This window comes from Deefgea sp. CFH1-16, from assembly GCF_016881365.1.
In the GTDB taxonomy this organism is placed as follows: Bacteria; Pseudomonadota; Gammaproteobacteria; order Burkholderiales; family Chitinibacteraceae; genus Deefgea.
Genome location: NZ_WLYT01000001.1, coordinates 265,452 through 289,578 on the forward strand (window position 1 = coordinate 265,452; position 24,127 = coordinate 289,578).

The 24,127-nt window shown below is 50.8% G+C and carries 28 protein-coding genes and 1 pseudogene; 22 read left to right on the forward strand and 7 right to left on the reverse strand.

From position 1 onward, the window contains the following. Positions 1 to 248: 248 nt before the first annotated feature. Together GKO28_RS01425 and GKO28_RS01430 are read right to left on the reverse strand one after the other, a co-directional pair. Positions 249 to 584 carry a hypothetical protein gene (locus tag GKO28_RS01425; protein ID WP_173533736.1) on the reverse strand — a complete coding sequence of 112 codons (336 nt, stop codon included), beginning with the start codon at positions 582 to 584 and terminating at the stop codon, positions 249 to 251. A gap of 91 nt (positions 585 to 675) precedes the next feature. Next, positions 676 to 3,021 (reverse strand): extracellular solute-binding protein, encoded by a 2,346-nt coding sequence (locus GKO28_RS01430; protein ID WP_182075109.1) that lies wholly within the window; start codon positions 3,019 to 3,021, stop codon positions 676 to 678. A 241-nt stretch (positions 3,022 to 3,262) separates the two neighbouring features. On the opposite strand from GKO28_RS01430, the gene GKO28_RS01435 reads away from it, so the two are divergent. The 8 genes from GKO28_RS01435 to GKO28_RS20860 all read left to right on the forward strand — a co-directional run bounded on the left by GKO28_RS01435 (position 3,263) and on the right by GKO28_RS20860 (position 9,031). Next, on the forward strand, positions 3,263 to 4,075 hold the full coding sequence (locus GKO28_RS01435) for a zinc-dependent peptidase (RefSeq protein WP_182075110.1): 813 nt from the start codon (positions 3,263 to 3,265) through the stop codon (positions 4,073 to 4,075). Beyond that, the gene (locus GKO28_RS01440) at positions 4,072 to 4,851 is read left to right on the forward strand and encodes a class I SAM-dependent methyltransferase (protein WP_182075111.1); all 780 of its coding nucleotides are present in this window, start codon (positions 4,072 to 4,074) and stop codon (positions 4,849 to 4,851) included. The genes GKO28_RS01435 and GKO28_RS01440 overlap by 4 nt, the downstream gene beginning before the upstream one ends. Before the next feature lie 82 nt (positions 4,852 to 4,933). Continuing rightward, positions 4,934 to 5,347 carry a hypothetical protein gene (locus GKO28_RS01445; RefSeq protein WP_182075112.1) on the forward strand — a complete coding sequence of 138 codons (414 nt, stop codon included), beginning with the start codon at positions 4,934 to 4,936 and terminating at the stop codon, positions 5,345 to 5,347. A 10-nt stretch (positions 5,348 to 5,357) separates the two neighbouring features. Next, positions 5,358 to 6,002 carry a hypothetical protein gene (locus GKO28_RS01450; protein ID WP_182075113.1) on the forward strand — a complete coding sequence of 215 codons (645 nt, stop codon included), beginning with the start codon at positions 5,358 to 5,360 and terminating at the stop codon, positions 6,000 to 6,002. 53 nt (positions 6,003 to 6,055) lie between these two features. After that, positions 6,056 to 6,649: a TetR/AcrR family transcriptional regulator gene (locus GKO28_RS01455; protein ID WP_182075114.1), complete on the forward strand. Its 594-nt coding sequence runs from the start codon at positions 6,056 to 6,058 to the stop codon at positions 6,647 to 6,649. 139 nt (positions 6,650 to 6,788) lie between these two features. Next, the gene (locus tag GKO28_RS01460) at positions 6,789 to 7,946 is read left to right on the forward strand and encodes an iron-containing alcohol dehydrogenase (protein ID WP_182075115.1); all 1,158 of its coding nucleotides are present in this window, start codon (positions 6,789 to 6,791) and stop codon (positions 7,944 to 7,946) included. Between the two features lie 64 nt (positions 7,947 to 8,010). Then, complete coding sequence (locus GKO28_RS01465) at positions 8,011 to 8,889, forward strand: NADP-dependent oxidoreductase (RefSeq protein ID WP_282099194.1); 879 nt, start codon at positions 8,011 to 8,013, stop codon at positions 8,887 to 8,889. A gap of 4 nt (positions 8,890 to 8,893) precedes the next feature. Further along, the gene (locus GKO28_RS20860; RefSeq protein ID WP_282099195.1) at positions 8,894 to 9,031 is read left to right on the forward strand and encodes a zinc-binding dehydrogenase; all 138 of its coding nucleotides are present in this window, start codon (positions 8,894 to 8,896) and stop codon (positions 9,029 to 9,031) included. 126 nt (positions 9,032 to 9,157) lie between these two features. Here GKO28_RS20860 and GKO28_RS01470 read toward each other — a convergent pair whose 3' ends face one another. Both GKO28_RS01470 and GKO28_RS01475 read right to left on the reverse strand, forming a co-directional pair. Continuing rightward, positions 9,158 to 9,460, reverse strand: coding sequence for a hypothetical protein (locus GKO28_RS01470; protein ID WP_182075116.1), 303 nt, complete (start codon positions 9,458 to 9,460; stop codon positions 9,158 to 9,160). Next, a complete protein-coding gene (locus tag GKO28_RS01475) occupies positions 9,439 to 10,785 on the reverse strand; it encodes a methyl-accepting chemotaxis protein (protein ID WP_182075117.1) in 1,347 nt (448 codons plus the stop codon). The genes GKO28_RS01470 and GKO28_RS01475 overlap by 22 nt, the downstream gene beginning before the upstream one ends. A gap of 233 nt (positions 10,786 to 11,018) precedes the next feature. Here GKO28_RS01475 and GKO28_RS01480 point away from each other — a divergent pair, with 233 nt between their 5' ends. The 10 genes and pseudogenes from GKO28_RS01480 (at position 11,019) to GKO28_RS20870 (ending at position 18,811) form a co-directional block, all read left to right on the forward strand. Further along, the gene (locus tag GKO28_RS01480; RefSeq protein WP_182075118.1) at positions 11,019 to 11,168 is read left to right on the forward strand and encodes a hypothetical protein; all 150 of its coding nucleotides are present in this window, start codon (positions 11,019 to 11,021) and stop codon (positions 11,166 to 11,168) included. A gap of 293 nt (positions 11,169 to 11,461) precedes the next feature. After that, positions 11,462 to 11,959 carry an isochorismatase family protein gene (locus GKO28_RS01485; RefSeq protein WP_247646662.1) on the forward strand — a complete coding sequence of 166 codons (498 nt, stop codon included), beginning with the start codon at positions 11,462 to 11,464 and terminating at the stop codon, positions 11,957 to 11,959. A 171-nt stretch (positions 11,960 to 12,130) separates the two neighbouring features. Further along, complete coding sequence (locus GKO28_RS01490; RefSeq protein ID WP_182075119.1) at positions 12,131 to 13,039, forward strand: EamA family transporter; 909 nt, start codon at positions 12,131 to 12,133, stop codon at positions 13,037 to 13,039. Positions 13,040 to 13,517: 478 nt separating this feature from the next. Beyond that, positions 13,518 to 14,459 carry a GlxA family transcriptional regulator gene (locus GKO28_RS01495; RefSeq protein ID WP_182075120.1) on the forward strand — a complete coding sequence of 314 codons (942 nt, stop codon included), beginning with the start codon at positions 13,518 to 13,520 and terminating at the stop codon, positions 14,457 to 14,459. 330 nt (positions 14,460 to 14,789) lie between these two features. Further along, a complete protein-coding gene (locus GKO28_RS01500) occupies positions 14,790 to 16,028 on the forward strand; it encodes a dicarboxylate/amino acid:cation symporter (RefSeq protein ID WP_247646258.1) in 1,239 nt (412 codons plus the stop codon). Positions 16,029 to 16,233: 205 nt separating this feature from the next. Beyond that, entirely contained in the window at positions 16,234 to 16,716 is a 483-nt protein-coding gene (locus GKO28_RS01505; RefSeq protein WP_203563822.1) for a SulP family inorganic anion transporter, read from the forward strand. A 134-nt stretch (positions 16,717 to 16,850) separates the two neighbouring features. Then, positions 16,851 to 17,642, forward strand: a pseudogene (locus GKO28_RS01510) (SulP family inorganic anion transporter); the annotation flags it as partial. 25 nt (positions 17,643 to 17,667) lie between these two features. Beyond that, positions 17,668 to 17,982 carry a sodium-independent anion transporter gene (locus GKO28_RS01515; RefSeq protein ID WP_182075122.1) on the forward strand — a complete coding sequence of 105 codons (315 nt, stop codon included), beginning with the start codon at positions 17,668 to 17,670 and terminating at the stop codon, positions 17,980 to 17,982. A 120-nt stretch (positions 17,983 to 18,102) separates the two neighbouring features. Then, entirely contained in the window at positions 18,103 to 18,423 is a 321-nt protein-coding gene (locus tag GKO28_RS20865) for a hypothetical protein (protein WP_282099196.1), read from the forward strand. Beyond that, positions 18,401 to 18,811, forward strand: coding sequence for a hypothetical protein (locus tag GKO28_RS20870; RefSeq protein WP_282099197.1), 411 nt, complete (start codon positions 18,401 to 18,403; stop codon positions 18,809 to 18,811). The genes GKO28_RS20865 and GKO28_RS20870 overlap by 23 nt, the downstream gene beginning before the upstream one ends. A gap of 113 nt (positions 18,812 to 18,924) precedes the next feature. On the opposite strand, the gene GKO28_RS01525 is transcribed toward GKO28_RS20870, so the two are convergent. From GKO28_RS01525 to GKO28_RS01535, 3 genes are all read right to left on the reverse strand, one after another. Continuing rightward, positions 18,925 to 19,134, reverse strand: coding sequence for a hypothetical protein (locus GKO28_RS01525; RefSeq protein ID WP_182075123.1), 210 nt, complete (start codon positions 19,132 to 19,134; stop codon positions 18,925 to 18,927). Between the two features lie 487 nt (positions 19,135 to 19,621). Then, positions 19,622 to 20,083: an LEA type 2 family protein gene (locus GKO28_RS01530; protein WP_182075124.1), complete on the reverse strand. Its 462-nt coding sequence runs from the start codon at positions 20,081 to 20,083 to the stop codon at positions 19,622 to 19,624. Positions 20,084 to 20,141: 58 nt separating this feature from the next. After that, positions 20,142 to 20,453, reverse strand: coding sequence for an acyl-CoA thioesterase (locus GKO28_RS01535; protein WP_247646261.1), 312 nt, complete (start codon positions 20,451 to 20,453; stop codon positions 20,142 to 20,144). 272 nt (positions 20,454 to 20,725) lie between these two features. Between GKO28_RS01535 and GKO28_RS01540 the strand changes: the two genes are divergently transcribed. From GKO28_RS01540 to mutY, 4 genes are read left to right on the forward strand one after another with little or no spacing between them, the layout of a single operon-like run. Continuing rightward, the gene (locus tag GKO28_RS01540) at positions 20,726 to 21,241 is read left to right on the forward strand and encodes an AsmA family protein (RefSeq protein ID WP_182075125.1); all 516 of its coding nucleotides are present in this window, start codon (positions 20,726 to 20,728) and stop codon (positions 21,239 to 21,241) included. Then, on the forward strand, positions 21,207 to 22,607 hold the full coding sequence (locus GKO28_RS20875; RefSeq protein WP_182075126.1) for an AsmA family protein: 1,401 nt from the start codon (positions 21,207 to 21,209) through the stop codon (positions 22,605 to 22,607). The genes GKO28_RS01540 and GKO28_RS20875 overlap by 35 nt, the downstream gene beginning before the upstream one ends. After that, positions 22,585 to 23,052, forward strand: coding sequence for an AsmA-like C-terminal region-containing protein (locus tag GKO28_RS20880; RefSeq protein WP_182075127.1), 468 nt, complete (start codon positions 22,585 to 22,587; stop codon positions 23,050 to 23,052). The genes GKO28_RS20875 and GKO28_RS20880 overlap by 23 nt, the downstream gene beginning before the upstream one ends. After that, positions 23,052 to 24,110 carry an A/G-specific adenine glycosylase gene (gene mutY, locus GKO28_RS01555; RefSeq protein WP_182075128.1) on the forward strand — a complete coding sequence of 353 codons (1,059 nt, stop codon included), beginning with the start codon at positions 23,052 to 23,054 and terminating at the stop codon, positions 24,108 to 24,110. Before GKO28_RS20880 ends, mutY begins: the two co-directional genes overlap by 1 nt. The last annotated feature ends 17 nt before the right edge of the window (positions 24,111 to 24,127 follow it).

Consider the following 24,127-nt stretch of genomic DNA (forward strand, 5'->3'; position numbering starts at 1 on the left):
CAATAGACTGGGGTATTGCCATGCAATTAATTATTTATAAAGCATAGAAAGCAATACATATTGAATTAACTGACGTTAAATGGACTATTGCTGCCGCGCGGCGGCATTCAACCGAATCACGCCCGCCAAACATGCGCGGCGCTAGCGGCAAAACTCAAAGCCATTTAAATCAGTAAACACGAATGACAACTGCAGCGATACCCAGCTTTATTCAGAGCAATAAAGCGAGGGCAGCGCCTAAGTCGCGCCTAAGCGCGCAGTAGAGGAGGAGGTAATAACGGCGGCCGATTTAAACCGACCTGCATAATGGCATCATGACTATTTTGAATCGTTCCGGCCAATGCCAACTGCGCTTGCGGCAGTAGCATCGGCAATGCCGCAGCACAGGCGCCGCAATGACTCATTTTGGCATTACTCGCCGCGTGATCATGCTGCCCTTGCTGGCATTCTGTTTTTGCGAGCGTCTCAATCACCGCGTTATGGCACAGCACTGCGCCAGCCGACGGCAACTGCTTGGCCGCCGCCACATTTAGTGACAGCACCAGCGAAATCAATAGCAAAAAGAAGCAGCGGAACTTAAGCATTTTTTGATCTTACACTGCGCCTTGATTTGACGGCAAGGCGCAGACCGACAAATCCAGGCGAACTCACAACTATTACCGCCAGCAGCAAATACTACGCCGTGCGCCGTGTGGCATCGTGCAATCGCCGCGCCGCGTCTTGCGGGCTCATATTGCTGTTTTTCCAGAACGCATCCACCGCATCAAACAAGGCGCCACGTACACTGTCTTGCACCGCCATATTGTGCGCCCATGACGGCAGCAACACTTGCTTACTCGCCGCACTGGCAAACTCACGCGCCGACTGTTTGGCGTAATCGTCAAAGCGGCTCATATTCACATCGATGCGGGCGGGGATATTGCCTTTATACAAATTAAACACTTCCTGCCCTTCGCTACTCATTAAGAGCGACACAAAATCTTGCTGCGCAGCAGCCAAACGCGGATCGTTTTGTTTGAACATCAATAAAGTATCGGCCGCAAAGCTGTACTCGCCGTTTTGCGTTGGCGCGGGCAGGCACAAATAATCCATGCCTTGCACTTTACCGGCTTGGGCAAATTCGCCCTTGGCCCAATCGCCCATTAATTGCATTGCCGCCCGGCCATTAATCACGTCCGCCGTGGCCAAATTCCACTCGCGCCCAGCCGCATCGGGCGTGCAATACGGTTTTAATTTACGCAATGTTTCAAGACAGCGAATCATCACCGGCCCGGTCAATGCCGCCGAATCGAGCTGGCAAAACGCCGATTGGTAAAACGATGCGCCGCCCAAACCGCAAGTAATCGCCTCAAACAAAGTGGCGATTTGCCAAGCCTGCTCACCGACAGCCAGCATCGGCGTACCCAGTTGGCGCAGTTTTTCGGCCAGCACAAAAAATTCATCCCAAGTTTTGGGCGGCTGCGCGCCAGCGCGCTTGAGCACACTGGCATTCATCCACATCACATTCACCCGCGCCACCCCCAAGGGCACCGCCACATATTGGCCATTGGCCTGCATCATTTTATCCAGCACCGCCGGTAAAATTCGACGCCAATCTTGTTGCGTAGCAACGGCATTGAGATCGGCCAAACCACCGTCTTTGGCCCAGTTTTGAATTTTCACCCCACCAATGGCAGCCGCAGTTGGCGGATTGCCGATCGTGATACGCGATTTAATCATCGCCGCAGAATGATCCCCCGCCACATCCGCCCAATGATGGCCTTGCTGATTAAGTAGCGCCTTGATTTCCGATACCGCGCGCGCTTCGCTGGAAGCTGCCCAGCTATGAAACACCTCAATATCGGCCAGCTTGAATTGCCCGACCGACTTCAATAGCCGTTTGGCGCGCTCATCCAAATGCTTCAAGGTGTTGCTGGCTTGCTGCAACGCCGAATCGGTGGCTTGCGTCATGACATCCAGCCGTTCGGCCGAGCTGGCTAAGGTATGCGTAGCGGAAGATTGCTCTTGCGTTGATTCGGCAATTTGCCGCACCGCCGTCACCACGCTACCCATGTGTTCACGAATCCCCAACATATGCCCACGTGCGTCTTCGGCCATGGTGACACTGTGCGCCACGCGATTGGCAGTCAGCGCCATATTGCCCACGGCACTTTGGGTTTCGCGGCCCACTGATTCGATTTTATGCGCGATTTCTACCGTGGCATTACTGGTGCGCTCGGCCAATTTACGCACTTCATCGGCCACCACTGCAAAGCCACGCCCCATATCACCGGCGCGCGCCGCTTCAATCGCGGCGTTCAGCGCCAATAAATTGGTTTGATCGGCAATGTCTTTAATCACGCCCACAATACCGCTAATTTCTTGCGAGCTGGCCCCCAAGCCATCCATCGTTTGCGTTAACGCCACCACCGCCTCAGACACTTTGCCAACTTCTTCCGAGACGCGCAGCACCGAATCGGCACTGTCGCTCGATAACTGCTGCGTTTGCTCAACCACATGATCCATATCGCGGGCATGATCGGCGATGTGGTTAATGCTGACGGTGATTTGCTCCACCGTCGCCGCCGATGAAGCGGCATGATCAGACTGCGTTCGCGTGTCTTTACCCATTTGCGCCGTCACGGCGGTGAGCTCGGACAAACCCAGAGCCAGCCCTTCCATTTCGCGCTGCACATCGCGTAGCGTGCGCTGCACTTTATCGGTGGAAAGTTTATACGCTTTGGCCAATTGCGCTACTTCAGCGTCACCCTTTTCAGGTAATCGCGCACTAAAATCAGCAGTATCGCTGGCATGTTGGCGCATTAAGTCACTCATTTGCACCAAAGGCGTAAACAAGCGTTGCAAGCCAAAAAACAATACCGCCAGTAAAGCCAACCCACCCAGCACCATGATTAAGGTCACAGAAAAAAACAATGCATTGACCGCAGCATCTTTACTTTGCCCGACTAGCCACAACAAACCCAACATCACCAAACCGTAAACCACAGCAACAGCGGCAATGACATGATTGCGATTTAACATCGTGCAAACTCCCCTAAAACATGGCTTATATCAATCTACTTCGGCACATTACATCGCGCTCCGTAGTGGATTTGTCAGCAAATCTCATTAGTCGTTGATAATACAAGTACTTTTCTTACGAACACAGTAGTCATTAGTGACTGTTGTATTTCAATAAACACCAAGCCCGCGACAAATTAGACTGCGCAACTTGAATTGCGCGGTGCGAGACCCATTTGTTGATGACGATCTAAGGAAAATCATGCTCAACTACTTTCGTCGCAAACGCCGTGATCATTGGCTCGCCCAGCACCCGATTGACGATGCTTTGTGGTTGCCTGCCACCACCATGCCGGTGCTAAAAAACCTCAGCGTGAATGAATTAGCGCGCCTGCGTGAACTCGCCGCGTGGTTTTTACACACCAAGGTCATCCAAGCCAGCGAAGGTATTGAATTTTCGGACCCGATGCGCGTGATTTTGGCGGCGCAAGCGGTGCTGCCGATTTTAAATCTGGGTTTTGAAGCGTATGACGATTGGCAGGAAATCATTATTTACCCGCGCCCGTTTTACGCCGACCACCGCCACGTTGACGCCATAGGCGTGGTGCACGAAGGTGAGCAATTGCTCGCCGGCCAAGCGCGCGGCGATGGGCCGGTACTGTTTTCGTGGAACGACGTGATGAATGGGCCGCATTTAGATGGCTGGAATGTCGTCATTCACGAATTAGCGCATAAACTCGACATGAAAAACGGCGGCAACGCCAATGGTTATCCAGCGCTGCACGCCGGCATGAGCGAAGCGGCATGGCAAAACGCATTTACCGCCGCCTTTGCCGACTTAACTACCAAAGCGGATGCTGGCGAGCACTCGGACATCGATCTGTATGCCGCCACCAATCCGGCGGAGTGCTTTGCGGTACTCAGTGAAGTATTTTTTGAAGCGTCGCAAATCCTCCAAGCGCACTACCCCGATGTTTACACCCAAATGGTGCTGTTTTATAAACAAGACACCGCCCAAAGGCTGAGCCCCAGCCCTTACCGCCCAATCTCCCAATACAGTGAACCCAGCGCATGATCGGCCTACGCCACACCGCCCCAATCGACATCATCCACCAAGCACAACAACTGGGTATTGCCCTGTGGGACACCATACCCGAAGACGCTACGCATATACTGCAATGGAATACCGACCGGCTCGAGCTGCTTTCTATTCATGACAAAGCCATTGTTTGCGTTGACTTTGTTAAAGGCGCGGCAGCGCATCGTCGCCAATTTGGCGGTGGCCGTGGGCAACCGGTTGCCAAAGCCGTCGGCATTAAGGGCGAATATATTCCGCGTATTTTGGACGCCACCGCTGGCCTTGGCGGCGACGCCTATGTGCTAGCGAGTTTAGGCTGCAGCATGACGCTAATCGAGCGCACGCCGATTGCGTATTTACTGCTCAGTGACGGCCTAAAGCGCGCCGCAGCGGATGCCCAAACCGCCGAGATCGCTGCCAGAATGACGCTGCATTTTGGCGACGGCCGTGAATGGCTGACTGAGCGCGCGCAAGGCTTAGGGCCGCTGGCCGAGCAAGACTTTGACGTAGTGTATCTAGACCCGATGTTTCCAGAACCCGGCAAACGCGCCAAATCCAAAAAAAGCATGGCCGCTTTTCAAACGCTGATCGGTGGCGACGAAGACGCCGATGCACTCTTAGCCCCTGCGCGCCTGATCGCTAAAAAACGCATCATCGTCAAACGCCCCCGCCTCGCCCCACTGATGGCCGGCGCTCGGCCTGACTTTGTTTTTGACGGCGAAAGCACACGGTTTGATGGCTACCTGCCTGCAACTGGGATTCAAAAAGATTAATTCATCGGCATTGTGCTTTGAGATTTTCTGGTATTGATTTTGCTTTCAAACAAAGTAATCAATCACATTGCTAAAGTTGAAAATGATGCAAATCTCAAGCAGCATGCCCTTCCAAATCCTTCCGCAAGCACAAAGACCGCATATTCCTTATCTGCCAGATGCGCCGAATAGTAACTCCGCCCAGTATGATTTGAACCATGTCACTTCCGCTGAAGCGGCAAAAATTGCCACCGATTTATATAACGATGGAAAACTGAGTCTGCATGAGATGGGACTCATCCTGCATGCCCGCCTAGACATCAATGAAGACGGTTCAGATCGAAAATCAAATCCCGCCACACAACAAACTTGGGACTTGATCGGGCACATGGAAATGGCGATTGAATCATGCCGCTCCCGACTCGATGAGCAAGGCGTAAAAACATATCAACGTATTCTCGATGTTTTAACTCAAACCGCCGCCGAACCAGGCCGCAAACTAAAAACTCAAGCCTGAGGAAAGCCGCATGTCGATTCCTGCCATTAGTAGCAATAACACGGTTAGCGGCGTAAAACCCGATCACAAAAACCACACAGACTTCATTTCAGCGGAACAATATCCCGCCTATTCAAAAGGAAAATGGGCTGCTATCGGCTATCGAGTCAGCGATGCCTACATTCAGTATGAAATCAATTTCCCCTTGAATCATCCACAAGGCGGAGATCAATTATTCCCCGACGAATGGGAACTAAAATATGGCGCAAAAAATATCGGACATGGCAGCTACGATGCCAGCGGCAAAATTGGCTCTATCACCTCTGCACTCGCAGGGTTAGGAGCAGAAGCTACGCCTCACTCATCATCAAGCTTTAAGCTCCACGCCATCACCGCCAAAGAAATGCGCTCTTTTTTTGCGGCTTTGCACCAAGAAGGCAAAATTGACAGCGATACTTTAGAACAAGGGCAAATGCTGTATTCATTCCAACTAGGCGTTGACGTACTAAACCGGCAAGAGGCTGAGAAAAATGGGCACCCTTATGTGAGCGCTTTAGATACAAAGCGCTTCGATCTATTTGACCACTTGGAAAAAACCATCATCAGCTTTGAATCCAGCAATCAAAATCGCGCGGCGCATAGAGTGCGCCAACTTTTGACTGACATCATGCGATAAATGACCCAGCAACCCAACTAGACGACCGGTCTAGTCTGGTGTAGGATGCACTCATGACTTCTGAACACATCGACGTACGTCAGCATATTTTGGATACCGCCAAGCCGATTATTCTCGGCAAGGGGTTTTCGGCTGTCGGTTTGACTGAGATTTTAACTGCTGCCGCCGTACCCAAAGGCTCGTTTTACCATTACTTCAAATCCAAAGAAGCATTTGGCGAAGCTTTGCTGGAGGATTATTTTGCCAATTACTGCCAGCGCTTGGATGAGATTTTTAATGCCCAAGGCTCAAACGCTGGCGAGCGAATGTTGGCGTACTGGGGCAGTTGGCTAGAAACCCAAAGCTGCGACGACCGCGATGGGCAATGCCTCACCGTAAAATTGGCCGCCGAAGTGTCGGATTTATCTGAAAGCATGCGCGGCAGTTTAGTGCGTGGCACTCAGCAATTATTAGCCCGTATTGCTCAGTGTTTAAGCGAGGGCGAGCAAGATGGCTCAATACCCCCCTTTGCCAGCACTGAACAAACGGCACTGCATTTATACGAAATTTGGTTGGGCGCGACTTTGCTCACCAAAATTCGCCGCGATCGCAGCGCGCTCGAGGGCGCAATGCAAAGCACGCGAGATATTTTAAGCCTGCGTGAATGACGCACTATTTTCACCCACGCGGCAGCCAATGCTGTTTTGCCGCGTGGCATTTTATTGATCACCCGACTTTAAGATAAATCGCCGCCGCGATTTATTTTTTAATTACCAACTAGACGACTGGTCTAATAAAGGCTTTATCATGACTAATTTTGAATTTTTTAATCCGACTAAAATCGTTTTTGGCACCAACACCATTAGCCAACTCGATCAACTGGTTCCGGCCAACGCCCGCGTGATGATTTTGCTCGGCGGCGAAAGCGCCCGCAAAAACGGCACCTTGGCCGAAGTCAAAGCCGCGCTGGGCGCTCGTGAAGTGCACGAATTTAACGGCATTGAGCCTAATCCGTCGTATGAAACACTGATGCAAGCGGTAGAGATGATTCGTGCCGAAAAACTCGATTTTCTGCTGGCAGTGGGCGGCGGCTCAGTGATTGATGGCACTAAATTTATCGCCGCAGCAGTACCTTTTGTTGGCGAACCTTGGGATATCTTGACCCACTTTGGTGGCAACATTCAAAGCGCCTTGCCTTTTGGTACCGTGTTAACGTTACCTGCCACCGGCTCAGAAATGAATCATGGCGCGGTGATTACGCAAAAAGCCACGCAAACCAAATTGCCATTTATGAATCCTTTGGTATTCCCACAATTTTCGATTCTAGATCCAAGCAAAACCTTCACCTTGCCAGAGCGCCAAATCGCCAACGGCGTGGTCGATGCTTTTGTTCATACCATTGAGCAATACCTCACTTACCCCGTTAATGGCATGGTGCAAGATCGCTACGCCGAAGGCCTATTACAAACCTTGATTGAAATCGGCCCTAAAGTATTGGCCAGCCCACAAGACTACGATTTACGCGCCAATTTAATGTGGGCTGCAACCCAAGCACTCAATGGCTTAATCGGTGCGGGCGTGCCACAAGATTGGTCAACGCATATGATCGGCCACGAACTCACAGCCCTTTTTGATATCGATCACGCCCGCACATTGGCAATCGTCTTGCCGGCCAGCTTAATGCTACGCAGCGAAAGTAAACGCGAAAAACTGTTGCAATACGCCGACCGCGTTTGGCATCTACACCACGGCAGTGAAGACGAGCGCATCGCCGCCGCGATTGAAAAAACCCGTGATTTCTTTGCAGCCATGGGCATCAAAACCAAATTATCGGATTACGACTTAGGCCCAGCCGCCATCGACGCCGTCATTAAGCAGCTCGAAGCCCACGGCATGACGCAATTGGGTGAACGCCAAGATGTAACGCTTGAAGTCAGTCGCGACATTTTAACTGCCGCACTATAAACCAAGCCTTCGCCCCGGGCCACGTTGCCACCGACTGGCCCGTTTTAACCTTCAAGGAAGCCCAATGAGCATGAATCGCCAAATCGTTTTAAATTCCCGCCCTGTGGGCGCGCCAACGCCCGCCGACTTTCGCTTAATCGAATCGGCGATACCAACGCCAGCGGCGGGTGAAATCCTGCTTCGCACCACGTATCTGTCGCTAGACCCTTACATGCGTGGCCGCATGAGCGATGCCCCCTCTTACGCGCCACCAGTTGCGCTCAATGACGTGATGGTCGGCGGCACGATTGCCCGCGTTGCAGCTTCTAATAACCCGCAATTTAAAGTCGGTGACTTAGTGCTCAGCTATAGCGGTTGGCAAGACTACGCGATTTCCAACGGTGAGGGCGTCAATATCTTACCGTTGGAAATGGCACAGCCTTCGATGGCGCTTGGCGTACTGGGTATGCCTGGCTTTACCGCCTATATGGGCTTACTCGATATTGGCCAACCCAAAGCAGGCGACACCGTGGTGGTGGCGGCGGCGAGTGGTGCAGTAGGCGCGATTGTTGGCCAAATTGCGAAGCTAAAAGGCTGCCGCGTGATCGGCATTGCCGGCGGCAAAGACAAATGTGACTACGTCACCAATGAATTGGGTTTTGATCTTTGCATCGATCGCAAAGACGCCGATTTTGCCGCACAATTGGCCGCAGCCTGCTCATCTGGGATTGATGTGTATTTTGAAAGTGTCGGCGGCGCGGTGTTTGATGCCGTCTTGCCGCTACTGAATGTCGGCGCGCGAATTCCAGTTTGCGGTTTAATTGCGCATTACAACGACAGCCAATTACCAGCAGGGCCAGATCGACTCGGCTTATTGATGGGTACGCTATTAAAAAAACGCATCAAGATGCAAGGCTTTATTATTTTTGATGATTACGGCCATCGTTACGGCGAATTTTTTTAGCGCCATGAGTCAATGGCTAAGCGAAGGAAAAATCAAATTTAAAGAAGACCTAGTGCACGGCCTTGAAAACGCCCCCGAAGCCTTTATGGGCTTACTTGAAGGCAAAAACTTCGGCAAACTCGTCGTTCGCGTCGAGAAATAATCCGCGCAAAGCCAGCAATGGCTGCGGCAATAAAAAAACCCGCCCGACTGCGCTAAGCACATCGGGCGGGTTTTTATTTGGCTGTAGGTATATCCCTCTGCGCTTTATCGCCATTGCACTACAAAGCTATACCTTAAATTGCTCAACACGACCATTGAGCTCCAGCACCAGCGCTTTAAGCTGGCGAACTGAATTGGCGGCGCCGCCCACTTCGCGAGCATTGTTTTCTGCCATGCTCGAAATATCCTCCACATTACGCGCAATATGCTGCGTGGCACGGCTTTGCTCTTGCGTGGCGCTGGAGATCTCGCCCACCAAAGGCCCCACTTGCGCCGAATGCTGATCTAATTGCTCAACCAACTGATCGGCTTGTTGAGCCAATTGCGCACCCTGCCTTGCGCGCTGACTCACGCTTTCGATATTACCCACCACACATTTTGCGTTTCTTGCTGAATCATGTGGATGGTTTCGGTGATTTGCTGCGTCGATTGCCCTGTTCGCTCGGCCAGTTTACGTACTTCATCGGCAACCACCGCAAAACCTCGACCGGTTTCTCCAGCGCGCGCCGCTTCAATGGCGGCATTCAGTGCCAATAAATTGGTTTGATCGGCGATTTCGCGAATCACGCCAACGATTTCGGAAATCTGCAAAGAGCGCTGCCCCATGCTATGCACCGCGCCAGCCGAAGAATCAATGTCATTGGCAATTTGATGCATTTCTTCAGCAGCAGCCTTCACCGCTTGTCGGCCGTGGCCAGCCAATTCACGTAATTCTCGCGTTACATCGGCGGTGCCACACACATTGGCAGCCACTTGATCAATGCTGGTACTGATTTGCTCAATCGCCACCGTCACCGAGGCCGCAGCGCGATGCTGCGCCACCGAGCCCTGCTCAACAGCTTGTGATGCATTGACCAATTCATCCGTGGTTTGTGATACCTGTTGAGTGGCACTAGACACACGCATTAATAATTGCTGCAAGCTGGCAATTAAAGCGTTAAAGGTATCGGCGATTTCGGCCAGATCCCGATTGCCGCTGATTTTTACGCGGCGCGTTAAATCGCCACTGGCGGCAATTTGCTGCATCGCTACGCGCAACGTATCTAATGGCGCGGTAATACTGTGGGCAATCCACAGCGAGGCTAGCAATAATACGCCAGCCACAAGCACTAAAGCCCCGCCCAAAAATAAAGCTCGCTGCTTAAAAATCGCATCCAAATCGTCAATATAAATCCCCGAAGCAATCACCCAACCCCAAGGCTGAAACAGTTTAGCGGTGGAAATTTTAGCCACTGGCGTGTCTTGCCCGGGCTTAGGCCATAGATAACGTACAAATTGCGCGTTGCCACTTTGCGCTGCTTTGACTAATTCAACAACAATCGGCACGCCATTTTTGTCTTTTAACCCGGATAAGTCCTTGCCGGTGAGCTCAGGCTTAATCGGATGCTGCACCATATGATATTGCGGATCATAAATGCTGAAATAATTGTCTGTGTCATAGCGCAGGTCTTTTAACGCGGCTTTGGCTTGTGCTTGCGCGGCTTCTTTTGACAGGCTGCCATTTTTTTCAAGCTGGCCATAATGCTCGATCACGCTATGGCCGAGCTCAATCAGGCTTAAAGTCTTTGCCGCCCGATCTTCGAGCATGGATTGTCGACTCGATAACAGCATCGCCAACCCAATACCCAGTACACCCAGCAATGCCAAACTCGTTAGCAGCCATAATTTATGTTTAATTCTTAAAGCGATACCCATTGAATTCACTCCATCACATCAGACCAGCTTCACCATAGCTGACTTAATGTGAAATCTTCGTGAATTTTATTGGTCTAAACAGCTATTCGGTTAGTTAACTATTCGCCCCTGCAGACGTTTGGCAACGCCACCATTGAGAGGTCCTCGCTGGCCCATTTATTTTTGTAACGGCGTTGGAACTTCGCTCATTGCGCCAGCTCTACTGGATGCGAACAACATCAATGGCGTTTTCAATGAGCACCGCTGAAATTGTATTGTATGGAATGGGCGCAGCCTGCTCGATTTCGTTTTGCCAAATGCTGCTGGCGCGGCAAGATCGTATTGAATTGATTTTTATGGGCACCTGCAGCGGATTACTGCTGGTTGGTGGCATCGCTGTTTAATGATACGGCTTTATCGCTGAGCTAACGGCACTGCGATAAAGCCAGCCCTCTCATTGACGCACCGCCAAGCTGCAATCACTACATACCCTCAACCGAATCAAATCGCGCTACATTCTGTCCTGTTTTGTCCCCCATCTTGTCGTTTCTTGCGCTCACTTTAGCCAATGCCTTGTTTTACAATGCTTCTGTCGCTTTCAAAATCAGCCAGCAAATCGCTAAAGGGTAAAAAATGTCCAGATCCGCACTGCTTGTTATTGATGTTCAGCAATCCTTTTTACAAGCCCCCTACTTTAATGCCAGCGATATGCCGCTGTATCAAGCCAAGCAGATCGAGCTCATTACGGCGTGTCAGCGCCAGCACATTCCGGTCATTCGAATTTTTCACGTTGAAAAAAACCGGTCATTTTTCAAAAGCATCCGGTTGGGTCAAGCCGATGGATTTCTTACCACCGCACCACGGTCTGGTGTTTGAAAAAACCGTGCATAACGCGCTGCTTGGCTCGGGACTACACGAATACCTACAACAACAAGGCATCCAGCATTTAATCATCAGCGGCATCCGCACCGAGCAATGTTGCGAAACAACGGCACGCGTGGGGTCTGATTTAGGCTACCAAATTGATTTTGTCACCGAGGCCACGTTAACTTTTGCCATGCAACACGCCAATGGGCAAAGCTTTAGCGCCAACGAGATTAAAACGCATACCGAGCTGGTGTTAAGTGGCCGATTTGCCCGAATTTGCAGTATTGAGCAACTTGTCGCCAGCTGGCCGGCGCTCGCTCTCGCCTAAAACCCAACGCCGATGGTGCACCAAAAAACCAAAAAAATGGGGGTATAGGCTGCTGAGATTGGGATAATTTACGCTACAGCGCAATACATCAAAATCGGCTTTAGATTTAAACTAGTGTGCTTACCACGCTTAAGCACACTGCAATCAGTGTGCTCTACAAGGAAACCCACCATGCCGGCTCGTGACCTCCTGCTCGCTCTCGTCGTTGTTTTAACGTGGGGCTTTAATTTTGTCATTATCAAATGGGGCTTGGTGGGTTTACCGCCGCTACTGTTGGCCAGTTTGCGTTTTGCCGCAACTGTATTTCCTGCGGTGTTTTTCTTACGTCGTCCTAATCTGCCGTGGCGCTATTTAATTGTTTACGGCCTGACTTGGGGGCTGTGTCAGCTGGGGTTTTTATTCTCGGCCATGGCCAACGGCATGCCAGCGGGCTTGGCGTCAGTGGTGTTGCAATCACAAGCTTTTTTTACGCTGATTTTTGCCGCCGTATTCTTAAAAGAATCCTTCAAGCACAGCCAACTCATTGGCCTATTGATCGCTGGCATTGGCTTGTGGCTGATTGGCAGCAGCCACGGCCAAAGCATGACTTTGCTTGGGTTTATCATGACACTGCTAGGCGCTGCAGGTTGGGCCATGGGCAATGTGATTTTGAAGCAATGCACACAAAAAGGCCTGCAATTTGATGTATTGGCCTTTATGGTTTGGGCCTCGATTGCGCCGTTGATTGCTTTTGTTGGCTTGAGTTTATGGCTAGAAGGCCCACAAGAAATCATGACTGCCTTGCAGCATTTCTCAATGCAGTCGTTGCTGGCGGTACTGTATCAAGCCATTTTTGCCGCCCTACTCGGGATGAGTTTGTGGAATTTACTGCTTAAACGCCACCCAACCAATCTGGTTGCGCCCTTTAGTTTACTGGTGCCTTGGGTGGGCTTAAGCGCAGCCGCACTGCTACTGAACGAGCAATTACTACCACAGCAATGGTGGGGTGCGTTGCTGTTGATGACCGGCTTGGTGATTAATATTTTTGGCGGGCAAATTCGCCAACTGTGGCAAGCACGCAAACTGGCGACTCAAAGCTAACGCCGCCTTTGACGCTACGGTGCTGCTGCGCAGCATGCTCAGCAACGTCGCGTCAACACCTCATCAGCGAGTCAATCCAGCGTTATCAGCACCTTGACCCAGCTTAATTCATGCATAATTTATGTCTGCGTCTGCACTTTAGTCCATGACGCCGCGCTGACTAGGGTCTGTTGGCGTTTGGTTTGCCGACCGCGTTTGCGCGGATTTTGACCTGAGGCAAGGCACAAAGCGCGCAGCGTAGTCATTCTACGCCAGCGCTTTGTAACGCAGCATCAGGCTGACTTTATCTTAAAAAAGCCGCCGCCAAACCGAGTTGTTATATACAAAATCAGGCTGGGCGCTTTTCGCGGCGACTCTGTGTTGTAGCAAGCTCACATAGAATGACTATGCATCGCTTACTACGCCTTGATTCGCCGCGAAAAACGCGTAAGCAGCGGCGGGAAACCAAACGTCAACAGACCCTAACCAAAGGCCTTGCATGCTCGATTTATATTTTGTGTTGACCCCGCAATTTATGCTGTTGGATTTGGCTGGCCCAGCTGAAGCGTTTCAAATTGCTGCGCTGCATGGCGCGCAATATCGGCTCAATCTGGTCTCGCCCTTAACTGAACTCACTTCCTCAGTGGGACTAAAACAGCACCAGCTCGCACCATTACCGACGCCGATTCCAACGGGCGCAACGGTGATTTTAATTGGCGCACAAAATTCGCTGGTCAATCTCAAAAACGTTGAGTCCACGCAAGTGGTCACTTGGCTACGCCAGCATTTTGATGCTCAACAACATCAGCTGGCCTGCGTGTGCTCCGGCACCATGCTCGCGGCAGAAGCCGGTTTACTCGATGGTCGGCAATGCACCACCCACCATGAAATCATTGATCGCTTACGGCAAACCGCGCCGTTAGCGCTGGTTCACGATGATCGTTTATTCGTGCAAGACGGCCCGGTGGCCACCAGCGCGGGAATTTGCTCAGGGATTGATTTGGCGCTGCATTTAATTGAGCAAGACGCTGGCCCCTTGATCGCCCAAAGCGTCGCGCGCGAAATGGTGGTTTGGCTACGCCGTAGCGGTCAAGACCCACAGCTTTCGCCTTGGCTTGCGCATCGCAATCATTTGCACCCGATGGTGCATAAAGCGCAAGACTTAATCAGCCGCCAAGTCACTGAGCGCTTAACGCTGGCGCAAATTGCCGCGCATGTGCACACCAGTAGCCGCAATTTAGCGCGTTTATTTTTGCAGCACTGCGGTATTACGCCGCATCAATATCAGCTGGATATTCGCATCGCTACCGCTCGCCAATTATTGCAGCAACCGCAGTTATCCATTGAGCGCATTGCCGAGCAAGCGGGGTTTGCCTCGACCCGCGATTTTCGCCGCGTTTGGCAACAACAAACCGGCAAACTGCCCAGCGAAAGCCGCTAAGCGCAATCGCACCCCCCTGTTATTCCACACCCTGACAACTACCTCTTTGTTGATAGGCTTGCGCCGTAAATGCCTGCCGTCACGCCAGCGCCAGCACAGCGGCTAAATCTAGCTAGCCAATGCCAAATAGCCTATCTAAAAAATCAGCAGTATTTCTATCAAGCCATTGATAATCAACATATCAATGGCAATACCCCTATAGAAAACTCGAAAAATCCACGATGTATTTGCTCACAAAATGAATGTTAATATAATTCACAAAACCGTGCCAGCTATTGTTTTACAGGGGCAAAATAAGCAATGCTCGCGACAATTGCTTAGGAGAAAGAATTGTTATCACAAAAAAAATCATGGCCGATGTGGCTAAAAATTATGCTGGCGCTCGTCCTTGGTGTTATCGCAGGTTTGGTCGGTGGTGAGTGGATTAAGCAACTCAAACCGATTGGTGACATCTTTTTAGCCTTGCTAAAAATGACCGTGGTGCCCGTTATTTTTGTGTCTTTAGTTTGCGGTATTACCGCACTGAAAGACTTAAGCAAGATGGGTCGCGTTGCGGCAAAAACGCTGTTGATTTACGCCGTTACCATGGGTATTGCGGCAGCCATTGCGATGCTGTTGTCGATGACCTTTGGCATTGGCTCGGGCATGAGCGCCATGCTGCATGGCGTGACCGCGCCAGAAATGCAAAAAACATCCTTGCTCGACACCATGATGGGGATTTTTCCTGACAATCCATTTAAAGCTTTTGCCGAAGGGCAAGTGCTACCGATTATTGTGTTTGCCATCTTTTTTGGGATTGCGATCAATAAAGCCGGTACTGCGGGTGAGCCGGTGCAACGCCTATTTGTCGCACTCAATGAAGTGGTGTTTAAGCTGATCTTGATGGTGCTGTCTTTTGCGCCTTACGGTGTGTTTGCACTGATCGCTTATGTGACCGCCGACAATGGTTTTCGCGTCTTAGGCGAATTAGCCTCACTGGTTGGCGTGATTTACCTATCGTGTATGTTAATGCTGGTGGTGGTTTTTCCGCTGTTATTGCGCATTTTTGTGCTGCCAGCGTGGCCGTTTATTCGCAAAATGCTTCCGGTGCAGCTGTTTGCGTATTCCACCGCATCGAGCAATGCCACTTTGCCACTCAATATGGAAACCTGTGAGCATCAATTGGGTGTGCATAACTCAATTGCCTCATTCGTGCTGCCTTTAGGTGCCACGGTGAATATGAATGGCTTGGCAACGTATTTGGGCGCAGTGGCGATTTTTGCTGCCAACGCTGTTGGCATTGAGTTGACCTTACTGCAAATGGTCACCGTGATTGTCACCACCGTATTGGCGGCGATTGGCGCGGCAGGCGTACCCGGCACTGGCTTGATCGTAATGAGTTTGGTGCTCACTTCGGTCGGTCTGCCACTCGAAGTGGTGGCCGCGATTGCCGCAGTGGATCGTATTATCGACATGATGAATACCGCGACCAACGTCTCTGGTGACTCGCTGGCGGCCGTATTGGTAGCGCGCGCGGAAGGTGAGTTGGATCTCGCGACGTATCGTAATTTAGCTAACGACACCGAATAATCATTCAATCTGCGCCCTTGCTTGGGCCGCAGCCCCATCAAGTCCAATCGGATTTGATGGGGCAATCCCCGCAGCACACCCCGCCTTAAGCTTTAGTTACACACAACACCGACCAATCCACCCAAAAACTTACACAAAATATCAAGCAGGGCCACTTGCGTGTAAAATCATGCCTTCACCGCGCTGATTTTGGACTACGACATTCATGCTGGCTTTTCATTTTGTTTCTCGCTGGCTTACGCAAACCATACCCGGTATCACCTTGCTGCGCCATTACCCCAAAGCATGGTGGCAATATGATTGGCGCGCAGGGATTTCTGTTGCCGCAGTGGCCATCCCCGTTGGCGTGGCTTACGCCCAATTAGCCGGAATGAGCCCCGTAGCGGGTTTATACGCCAGCATTTTACCGCTGCTCGCGTATGCGCTATTTGGTTCATCCCGCCAACTGATCGTGGGGCCAGACGCCGCAACTTGCGCCATGATTTTCTCGACCCTCGCGCCCATTGCCGCAGGGGACGCTACGCTCTATGTGTCTTTATCAGTGAGCTTGGCCTTACTCACCGGCTTGTTTTGCCTGATTGCCAGTCGTTTTCGCTTGGGTTTTTTAGCTGATTTTTTATCGCCACCCATTTTGGCGGGCTTTTTAAATGGCGTTGCCATCAGCATTGTTTGTTGCTCAGTTGGGTAAAGTATTTGGTTTTGACTTTAGCGACAACGGCTTAATTGAGCGGCTGCTTGAATTACCCAGCAAAATTTTTGAATCGCACCCCATCACCAGCGCAATCGGCCTTGCTACCTTGCTAATACAGCAAGTGGCGCGCGCGCGTGTTACCGGGCTTGCCATCGGCCTTGGTGGCCATGGTGGCAGCCGGTTTAATCGTTTTTGTTTTCCGTTTGGATCAACACGGCGTCAGTGTGATCGGCGCTTTACCCGCCGGCTTACCCAAAGTGCATTGGCCGGTGCTACCCTACTCACAACTTGGCGAGTTACTCGGCGCGGCCGCCGGTTTAGCTTTAATTAGCTTTAGCAGCGCCATGCTCACCGCACGCAGCTTTGCCGCCAAAAACCGTTATGACATCGACGCCGATCGTGAATTTACTGCACTGGGCATGGCCAATATTGCCGCTGGTTTTTCCCAGGGCTTTGCCATTAGCGGCGCGGATTCCAGAACCGCAGTCAATGACGCCATGGGTGGCAAAAGCCAAATGGTCAGCATTGTTGCGGCGCTGACTATTGCCATTGCCATGCTGCTCCTTACGCCCGCTTTGTACTTTGTACCGATTGCGGCGCTGGGCGCGGTGCTGATTACAGCGTCTTTAGGGCTAATGAATTTTGCTAGCATTCAACACTTTCGCTTACTTGGGCGCGGCGAATGGCTGATTGCGATTGTGACCTTAATCGGCGTAGCCTGCGTTGGCGTAATGCAAGGCATGCTATTTGCCGTTTTATTATCCACATTACGGCTGTTAATTCATCTTGCCCGCCCGCACGAAGCGCGGCTGGGGGTGTACCCCACAGGACAATCGTTTCATGATTTAAAGCATCACCCCGACGCGCAAGAAATTGAAGGTTTGTTGGTCTATCGGTTTGAGTCGCCGCTGAATTTTTTTTAATGCTAATTTTTTCCGTCAACGCGTCTTGTCCTTAGTCGACGGCAACCCAAGTCCGCTGAAATGGGTGGTGATTGATGTAACCACGATTTCACAAATTGATGCTGCGGGTGAGCAAGCCATGTGGCAATTGCAGCAAGCACTAGCCGAGCGCGAAATCCGCCTGGCTTTAGCCGGACGCAAGCGCCAAATTGAACGCCGTGCCCAAATGCAAGGCCAGCTTGAACGCGTTAAGCGAGACTTTTTATTGTTTTCTACACTCAAGCGAGCGCGTATTGCTTATGAAAACGACTTGCAAGCGCAACATGATTTAAATCATCGCCCCGAGGGAGCCGCACCATGAGTAAAAAAAATCCAAGTTCTAACACGCAAACCGCTGATGAAGTAGTCAGCCACAAACCAGCATTATCAGAAAAAAACCTATCAGACTGAACTGCGCAAACTGCATATTGAGCTGGTCAAGATGCAACGCTGGATACAAGAGCGCGGGCTCAAAGTGTGCATCGTGTTTGAAGGGCGCGATGGTGCGGGCAAAGGCGGAACGATTAAAGCGCTGACTGAGCGCGTGAGCCCACGCACCTTTCGCGTCGTAGCATTGCCAGCGCCCACCGACCGCGAAAAAACCCAGATGTATTTGCAACGCTACGTGGCGCATTTACCTGCCGCTGGCGAAGTGGTTATTTTTGATCGCAGCTGGTACAACCGCGCTGGGGTTGAACGAGTAATGGGTTTTTGTACCCCAGAGCAATCTGAGGCATTTTTTGGCGGGCGCACCGCAGTTTGAAAAAGCCATGATTGATTCTGGGATTATCTTGCTCAAATACTGGCTGGAAGTCACCCCCGAAGAGCAAGAACGGCGCTTACGCGATCGCATCGACGACGGGCGTAAAACATGGAAGCTCTCGCCCATGGACATTTTGTCGTTTAACCGTTGGGACGACTACACCACCGCCCGCGACGAGATGTTTAAATACACCGACACCGAGTTTTCACCGTGGTTTATCGCCCATTCCGAGGATAAAAAACGCGTGCGACTCAATGTGCTCAGTCATATTCTGGCGCATGTGCCGTATAAGGACTTGCCACAAGAAAAAGTAAAACTACCAAAAAGAAAAATCAAAGTCCGCAGCAATACCGAGCATCCACTACGCATCGTGCCGGAAAAATTTTAATCGCACCGACAAAAACACCCCGGATTGCACTGCCATTCTTTGGCTAGGCAATACGGGGTGCTAGCGATCTTCTCCATCGCCGAAATCCCAATCATCGCGGTGCGCTATTGCGATTAGGTTTTTTTGCGCTTGAGTTTTTCTAGCTCGGCCTTGGCAATGTGCCGCTCGGCTGCCGCTTGCCGCTCTTTAAGCGACTTGGCTTTTTTCCACGCATTTAAAGCTAAAATCCGCTCGGCCTCGGTATTGTCGTCTTCAATATGCCCCGCCGCCTGATGATCTTGCTTTAAACGTTTGGCCTCTTGTTTGGCTTGATTGATTCCCATTTGCCACTCCAATGAAAGTACAACGGTATCTGAATGCAGGCTGTTATGGGTATAGCCCACATCTAAATACCCAACAAGATAAGGCGGATTTAAGTGCCTGCGGCACATTGTTTTACAGTCGCAGTCCGCGACGGGGACCCCATTTTCTTTGACTCGCCAAAGAAAATGGGGGAAAAGAAAGGCGACCCGAGCGCGCCCAGCTCCGCTGTGCCCTCGATTGTCGTGAGCCAAACGATAAACCGTTTGTCTCTCTCCTCACTCGGTGCGCTTAAACGGGATTTTAAGCCCCCAGCTCGACGAGCGCGGCACAGCATCAAATCTGCGCACCACCCCAATGAAAGCGGTATCTGAATACAGGCTATTATTGATATAGCCCAGACCAAAATACCCAACAAGACCAGACTCAAAGACGTGCGATGTTTTAAAGCACCAGCGGTAAAGCAAAAAAACGCAGCAGCTCGACCGGCACGTTGTCATCACTCAACCGTTACTTCGCGACTGCTGCCCCGAGGCTGGACAACTCCCCTTGCCGATTAAAGCTAATGCCACCGGGTACTAAGGGAACAAATAACTGCCCAGAAACCGTATACGCCAGCGATTTATTTTGGATGGCTTTAATTTGCTTCCAAATATTGCTCAGATTGGTGGTTACATTCACTTTAACCACCGTCTCACCCAAGCGCGGCAAAGTCACTTTTTGATTTGAAACCCCTGTCGCAAATGGCTGACCATTCACATCAAGCTTCATTTTCAAACCATCAATCGGCAAAGCCATATCGTTCGGATTGGTCACGCGCAAAGACACCACAAATTTTTGCTCCAACAAGCCCAAATCTAGCACTTCTAAACCGGCTAGATTCACTTGTGGTTTTTCAAAATTAACGATGCCGCTACACGCGCTCAGCAAACTCAAGACCAAAACACCAGCTACTCGCTGCAACCACGTCATACCCATTCACTCGTTGCCAGTAAAACCTGATTAAAACGCTCAAACAATTCGCCTTCGATCAACAGCGCGCCTCTTTGCTCTGGGTGAATGACGGCAAAGCTAATGTCGGCCTCGGCCACCACTTTGCCATTGTCTTTACGCACAATACGCTGATGAATTTGCCTTCACGTGGCAATAATTCGGCCAAGCGCGTTTCAATCAGCAACTGATCGCCCATCGTAGCGGCGCGGATATAACGAATATCCACACGGCTCACCACCAAGGCCATTTTTTGCGCCATAAACCAAGACAAATCGCCGTACTCTTCCATCAAGCCCCAGCGCGCTTCTTCCAAAAATTCTAAAATAACGCGCGTTATTGACGTGCCCATACAAATCCAAATGAAACCCATGCACTTTGATGGGGGTGAGATGCGCCATAACCAACACTCCTAGTAGGAATTTAAATCGTTCATTCGTAAAAAATTACGCCCTCGCTAAATCAGAGGAAATCTTGCCATTGATCGCTATTTTGCACGGTATTTAGATAAAAAACAGTTATCTAGAACATGCTATGTACTATTATTTTTGCCGCAGTGCTTTTGTTTGCGCCGGTTCTTGTGGATAATCGCCCAATCTTCGTTTTACTCCTTCATTTGACGACATGGATTGGCGCCATTCTCGCTCTTTGCGAATTAGTTTTTTGCTCGTCCTTACTCTTACGGCCTTGCTGGGCATTTTGCCGTACTTTTTATCGTCAGACCTCGTTCGCGATCAATTGATATCAGCAGTCCAGCGAGATACCGAGCGTAAGCTCGACATTCGTGGCAGCGCCCATATGGTGCTGCTACCGCGTCCGGCTGTGCTGATTAAAAACGCCACCCTCACCGAACCAAAGTCAGATACGGTTTTTGCGCATGCCGACGCCATTAAAGTGGTGTTTCGCCTATGGCCTTTAATTAGCGAAGGCAAAGCCGTCGTCAATAGTATTGAAGTTGAAAAGCCCGAGTTGACGATTATTCGCCACGATGACGGCACGTATAATTTTGAAGATTTACTACAAAGCAAAGGCAAGCAAATTCATTTGGCCTTAGATCGGTTTAGTTTTTCGGATGCGCAACTGGCTTGGCAAGATGATTTAGTCAATGAAAACACTGCATTTAAGTCAGCTCAATCTTGAACTGGACAATCTGACCGACCCCAAAAAAGGCGACTTAAGCCTAGACGGGCAAATTTACCTCAATGACAACGGCGAAGCAGCACGTTGGCGCGGCAAAGTGCAAGGCTCGGCGGCGATGCGTTATGTTGAGCAAGAGCGGCGATTACATATTGCCGACATTAAAGTGGCACTCACGCAAGAAGGCGCCAGCGATGCGGGGCTTAAAGTTAGCAATACCCAGCTACAAATCACCGGCAATTTAAATTATGGCTGGGATCCACTCCGACTCGCCGGTGGGGATTTAAAGCTCACTGGATCGGCCAATCGTGCTGGGCAGCTATGGAAAACCACGCTGGACGTGCCCGAAATTCAGCTCACCGAAAACGCATTGGCGCTCAATCGCTTGCAGTTTGATATTGAGATGCAAGACAAAGACGCTAAATTTAGCGCCTCGGCCACGGTGCCAACCCTCAGCGGCGCACAACGACATTTTTTACAAAGTAATGCTGCCAAAATCAGCGTTAAATTCAATAGCCCAGAACAAAATCTGGATGTCGTATTTAGTACCCCGCTGGCCATTGAGCGCGGCAATTTAACCCGATTATCTAACTACCGACTCACCGGTAGCTACACCAATCGCAGCTTGCCACGCGGCGCGATTCGCTTGGATTTAACCGGCAAGGGTGATATTGATTTACACAATGAATTGATCAATCTCGACAGCAATGGCACGCTAGATTACGAGCCATTGCACGCGCAAATAGGTATGGAAAGTTTTGTTGATCCGCAATTTCGGATCAACATGAGTCTGGCCAAATTTGATTTAACGCCCTATTTACCCGCAGTAGCGGCGGGCGCAAAAAAAAGCGCGCAAAACAATAAATTTGATTTGTGGTGGCTAGAAAAATTTAATGCTATTGGCTCAATCAAAATTGGTGAGCTGGTACTGAATAATTTGCACGTTGACGACTTAGACCTCACCTTAATTGCGCGCAAAAATCGTCTGGTGCTCGATCCTTTATCGGCCACGCTCTACGAAGGCCAATTAGCGGGTCGGGTTGAAATTAATTCAACGCAAGCGGTGCCGTTTTTCCGCGTTGAGCAAACCTTATCCAATATGAATATCAACACCTTGCTCACCGATACCTTAGACACCAGTCGTTTTGAAGGTCGTAGCAATTTAACTATTGATGTAACCGCCAAAGGGCAAAACTTGGCGGACTTACGAAAATCAGCCAATGGCAAAATCAAAGCCAGTCTCAAAGAAGGCGCGATTCGCGGCATCGACATTAGCGGCTTACTGAGCTCGGCCAGCCAGCAAATTAAATTAATGAATGGCGAAGTCAGCAAGACCGACCATAGCAATGGCAAAAACCAATTTTTCTGAGCTCAATGCCACTTTGCATCTTAAAAATGGCATCGCCGAAAACCATGATCTGAGTGTGAGCGCCGATGTATTAAAACTCAGTGGCGGCGGGATGCTCAATTTGGCCGCTGGCACGCTTGACTATAAAATGCAGGCCAGCGCCAATCCTAAAGTGCCAGAATTAGCGGGATTAATTGGCTTAACCCTACCTATTACCTTAAGCGGCCCGATTCAAAATCCGGTGTATAAAGCCGACACGGCTAACTTAAAAGAACAAATCATTGCGCGGCAAAAAGCCGAGGCACAGGCAAAAATAGATCGCGCCGCGGCAGCACAAAAAGCCCGCGAAGAAAAAATTGCCGCACAAAAAGCCGCCGCCTTAGCGGAAAAGAAAAAAGCCGAGCTCGCCGCCAAAAAGAAAGCGCGTAGCGCGCCGCGCAAAACCACTAAAGTAAGCAAACCTTAATGTCTGATTTCTCTTTACGTTTGCGCCAATGGCAGCAGCATTCTGGCCGCCATCATTTGCCATGGCAAGTGAACGATGCTTACTGCGTTTGGCTGTCTGAAATCATGCTGCAACAAACGCAAGTGAGCACCGTTCTCGACTACTACCCGCGATTTTTACAGCGTTTCCCAACGCTGGCTGATTTAGCTGCTGCACCGCTCGATGATGTGTTGGCGCTGTGGAGTGGACTGGGTTACTACACCCGAGCCAGAAACTTGCATGCTTGCGCTCAAGCGGTGGTGCGTGATTTTGCCGGGCAATTTCCTAACGACCCCGCATTGATTACCACCTTGCCCGGTATCGGGCGCAGTACCGCAGCAGCCATTGCCGCTTTTTCCTACGGCTATCGCGCCGCGATTTTAGACGGCAATGTGAAACGCGTGTTAACGCGTTGGGCGGGGATTGAAGGCTATCCGGGGGTGAAAGCCATCGAAAACCAGCTGTGGCAATTGGCTGAATCCTTACTCCCCGCTCGTTGCTCCGATAGCCAGCAAGCGGCCAGCGAAATCAAAGCCCATACGCAAGGTCTGATGGATTTGGGTGCTACCATTTGCACACCAAAAAATCCAAGCTGCTTGCTGTGCCCCATCGCTAGTGATTGCCAAGCTCGGCAGAGCGATCGGCAAGCGGTCTTGCCAACGAGAAAGCCGAAAAAAACCATCCCAGAAAAAGCCACCGTAATGATCTTTTTGCGCAATGCGCAGGGTGATCTATTGCTCGAAAAACGCCCGCCAACCGGCATTTGGGGTGGTTTATGGAGCCTACCTGAAGTCGCGTTACATACCGATCCAGTCGCCCACATTGCCGATCATTTGGGTTTAAACATTGCGCTGAGCAAGACTCTGCCTGAGTTTGTTCATGTATTTACCCATTACCGTCTCACCATTACCCCGCAATTGGCGCAGCTGGTGGGCAGTGATTGCGCCAAAGAAAGCGCCAATACCGCGTGGTTTAGCCCAGCCGCTGCGCTGGCGGCTGGCATTCCAACGCCATTGCGCAAAATCATTCATTCGATCTAATCTGGCTGACTAACTCG

What these genes read in the sequence shown, in the direction of transcription:
- GKO28_RS20860 (WP_282099195.1), top strand. Translation starts at nt 8,894, where the DNA reads ATGAGTCAATGGCTAAGCGAAGGAAAAATCAAATTTAAAGAAGACCTA.
- GKO28_RS01505 (WP_203563822.1), top strand. Translation starts at nt 16,234, where the DNA reads ATGCTGGCTTTTCATTTTGTTTCTCGCTGGCTTACGCAAACCATACCC.
- mutY (WP_182075128.1), top strand. Translation starts at nt 23,052, where the DNA reads ATGTCTGATTTCTCTTTACGTTTGCGCCAATGGCAGCAGCATTCTGGC.
- GKO28_RS01440 (WP_182075111.1), top strand. Translation starts at nt 4,072, where the DNA reads ATGATCGGCCTACGCCACACCGCCCCAATCGACATCATCCACCAAGCA.
- GKO28_RS01445 (WP_182075112.1), top strand. Translation starts at nt 4,934, where the DNA reads ATGATGCAAATCTCAAGCAGCATGCCCTTCCAAATCCTTCCGCAAGCA.
- GKO28_RS01430 (WP_182075109.1), bottom strand. Translation starts at nt 3,021, where the DNA reads ATGTTAAATCGCAATCATGTCATTGCCGCTGTTGCTGTGGTTTACGGT.
- GKO28_RS01455 (WP_182075114.1), top strand. Translation starts at nt 6,056, where the DNA reads ATGACTTCTGAACACATCGACGTACGTCAGCATATTTTGGATACCGCC.
- GKO28_RS01530 (WP_182075124.1), bottom strand. Translation starts at nt 20,083, where the DNA reads ATGACGTGGTTGCAGCGAGTAGCTGGTGTTTTGGTCTTGAGTTTGCTG.
- GKO28_RS01425 (WP_173533736.1), bottom strand. Translation starts at nt 584, where the DNA reads ATGCTTAAGTTCCGCTGCTTCTTTTTGCTATTGATTTCGCTGGTGCTG.
- GKO28_RS01485 (WP_247646662.1), top strand. Translation starts at nt 11,462, where the DNA reads ATGCCAGCGATATGCCGCTGTATCAAGCCAAGCAGATCGAGCTCATTA.
- GKO28_RS20880 (WP_182075127.1), top strand. Translation starts at nt 22,585, where the DNA reads ATGGCAAAAACCAATTTTTCTGAGCTCAATGCCACTTTGCATCTTAAA.
- GKO28_RS01465 (WP_282099194.1), top strand. Translation starts at nt 8,011, where the DNA reads ATGAGCATGAATCGCCAAATCGTTTTAAATTCCCGCCCTGTGGGCGCG.
- GKO28_RS01475 (WP_182075117.1), bottom strand. Translation starts at nt 10,785, where the DNA reads ATGGGTATCGCTTTAAGAATTAAACATAAATTATGGCTGCTAACGAGT.
- GKO28_RS01490 (WP_182075119.1), top strand. Translation starts at nt 12,131, where the DNA reads ATGCCGGCTCGTGACCTCCTGCTCGCTCTCGTCGTTGTTTTAACGTGG.
- GKO28_RS01540 (WP_182075125.1), top strand. Translation starts at nt 20,726, where the DNA reads ATGGATTGGCGCCATTCTCGCTCTTTGCGAATTAGTTTTTTGCTCGTC.
- GKO28_RS01535 (WP_247646261.1), bottom strand. Translation starts at nt 20,453, where the DNA reads ATGGGCACGTCAATAACGCGCGTTATTTTAGAATTTTTGGAAGAAGCG.
- GKO28_RS01525 (WP_182075123.1), bottom strand. Translation starts at nt 19,134, where the DNA reads ATGGGAATCAATCAAGCCAAACAAGAGGCCAAACGTTTAAAGCAAGAT.
- GKO28_RS01450 (WP_182075113.1), top strand. Translation starts at nt 5,358, where the DNA reads ATGTCGATTCCTGCCATTAGTAGCAATAACACGGTTAGCGGCGTAAAA.
- GKO28_RS01495 (WP_182075120.1), top strand. Translation starts at nt 13,518, where the DNA reads ATGCTCGATTTATATTTTGTGTTGACCCCGCAATTTATGCTGTTGGAT.
- GKO28_RS20865 (WP_282099196.1), top strand. Translation starts at nt 18,103, where the DNA reads ATGCAACGCTGGATACAAGAGCGCGGGCTCAAAGTGTGCATCGTGTTT.
- GKO28_RS01435 (WP_182075110.1), top strand. Translation starts at nt 3,263, where the DNA reads ATGCTCAACTACTTTCGTCGCAAACGCCGTGATCATTGGCTCGCCCAG.
- GKO28_RS01460 (WP_182075115.1), top strand. Translation starts at nt 6,789, where the DNA reads ATGACTAATTTTGAATTTTTTAATCCGACTAAAATCGTTTTTGGCACC.
- GKO28_RS01480 (WP_182075118.1), top strand. Translation starts at nt 11,019, where the DNA reads ATGAGCACCGCTGAAATTGTATTGTATGGAATGGGCGCAGCCTGCTCG.
- GKO28_RS20875 (WP_182075126.1), top strand. Translation starts at nt 21,207, where the DNA reads ATGAAAACACTGCATTTAAGTCAGCTCAATCTTGAACTGGACAATCTG.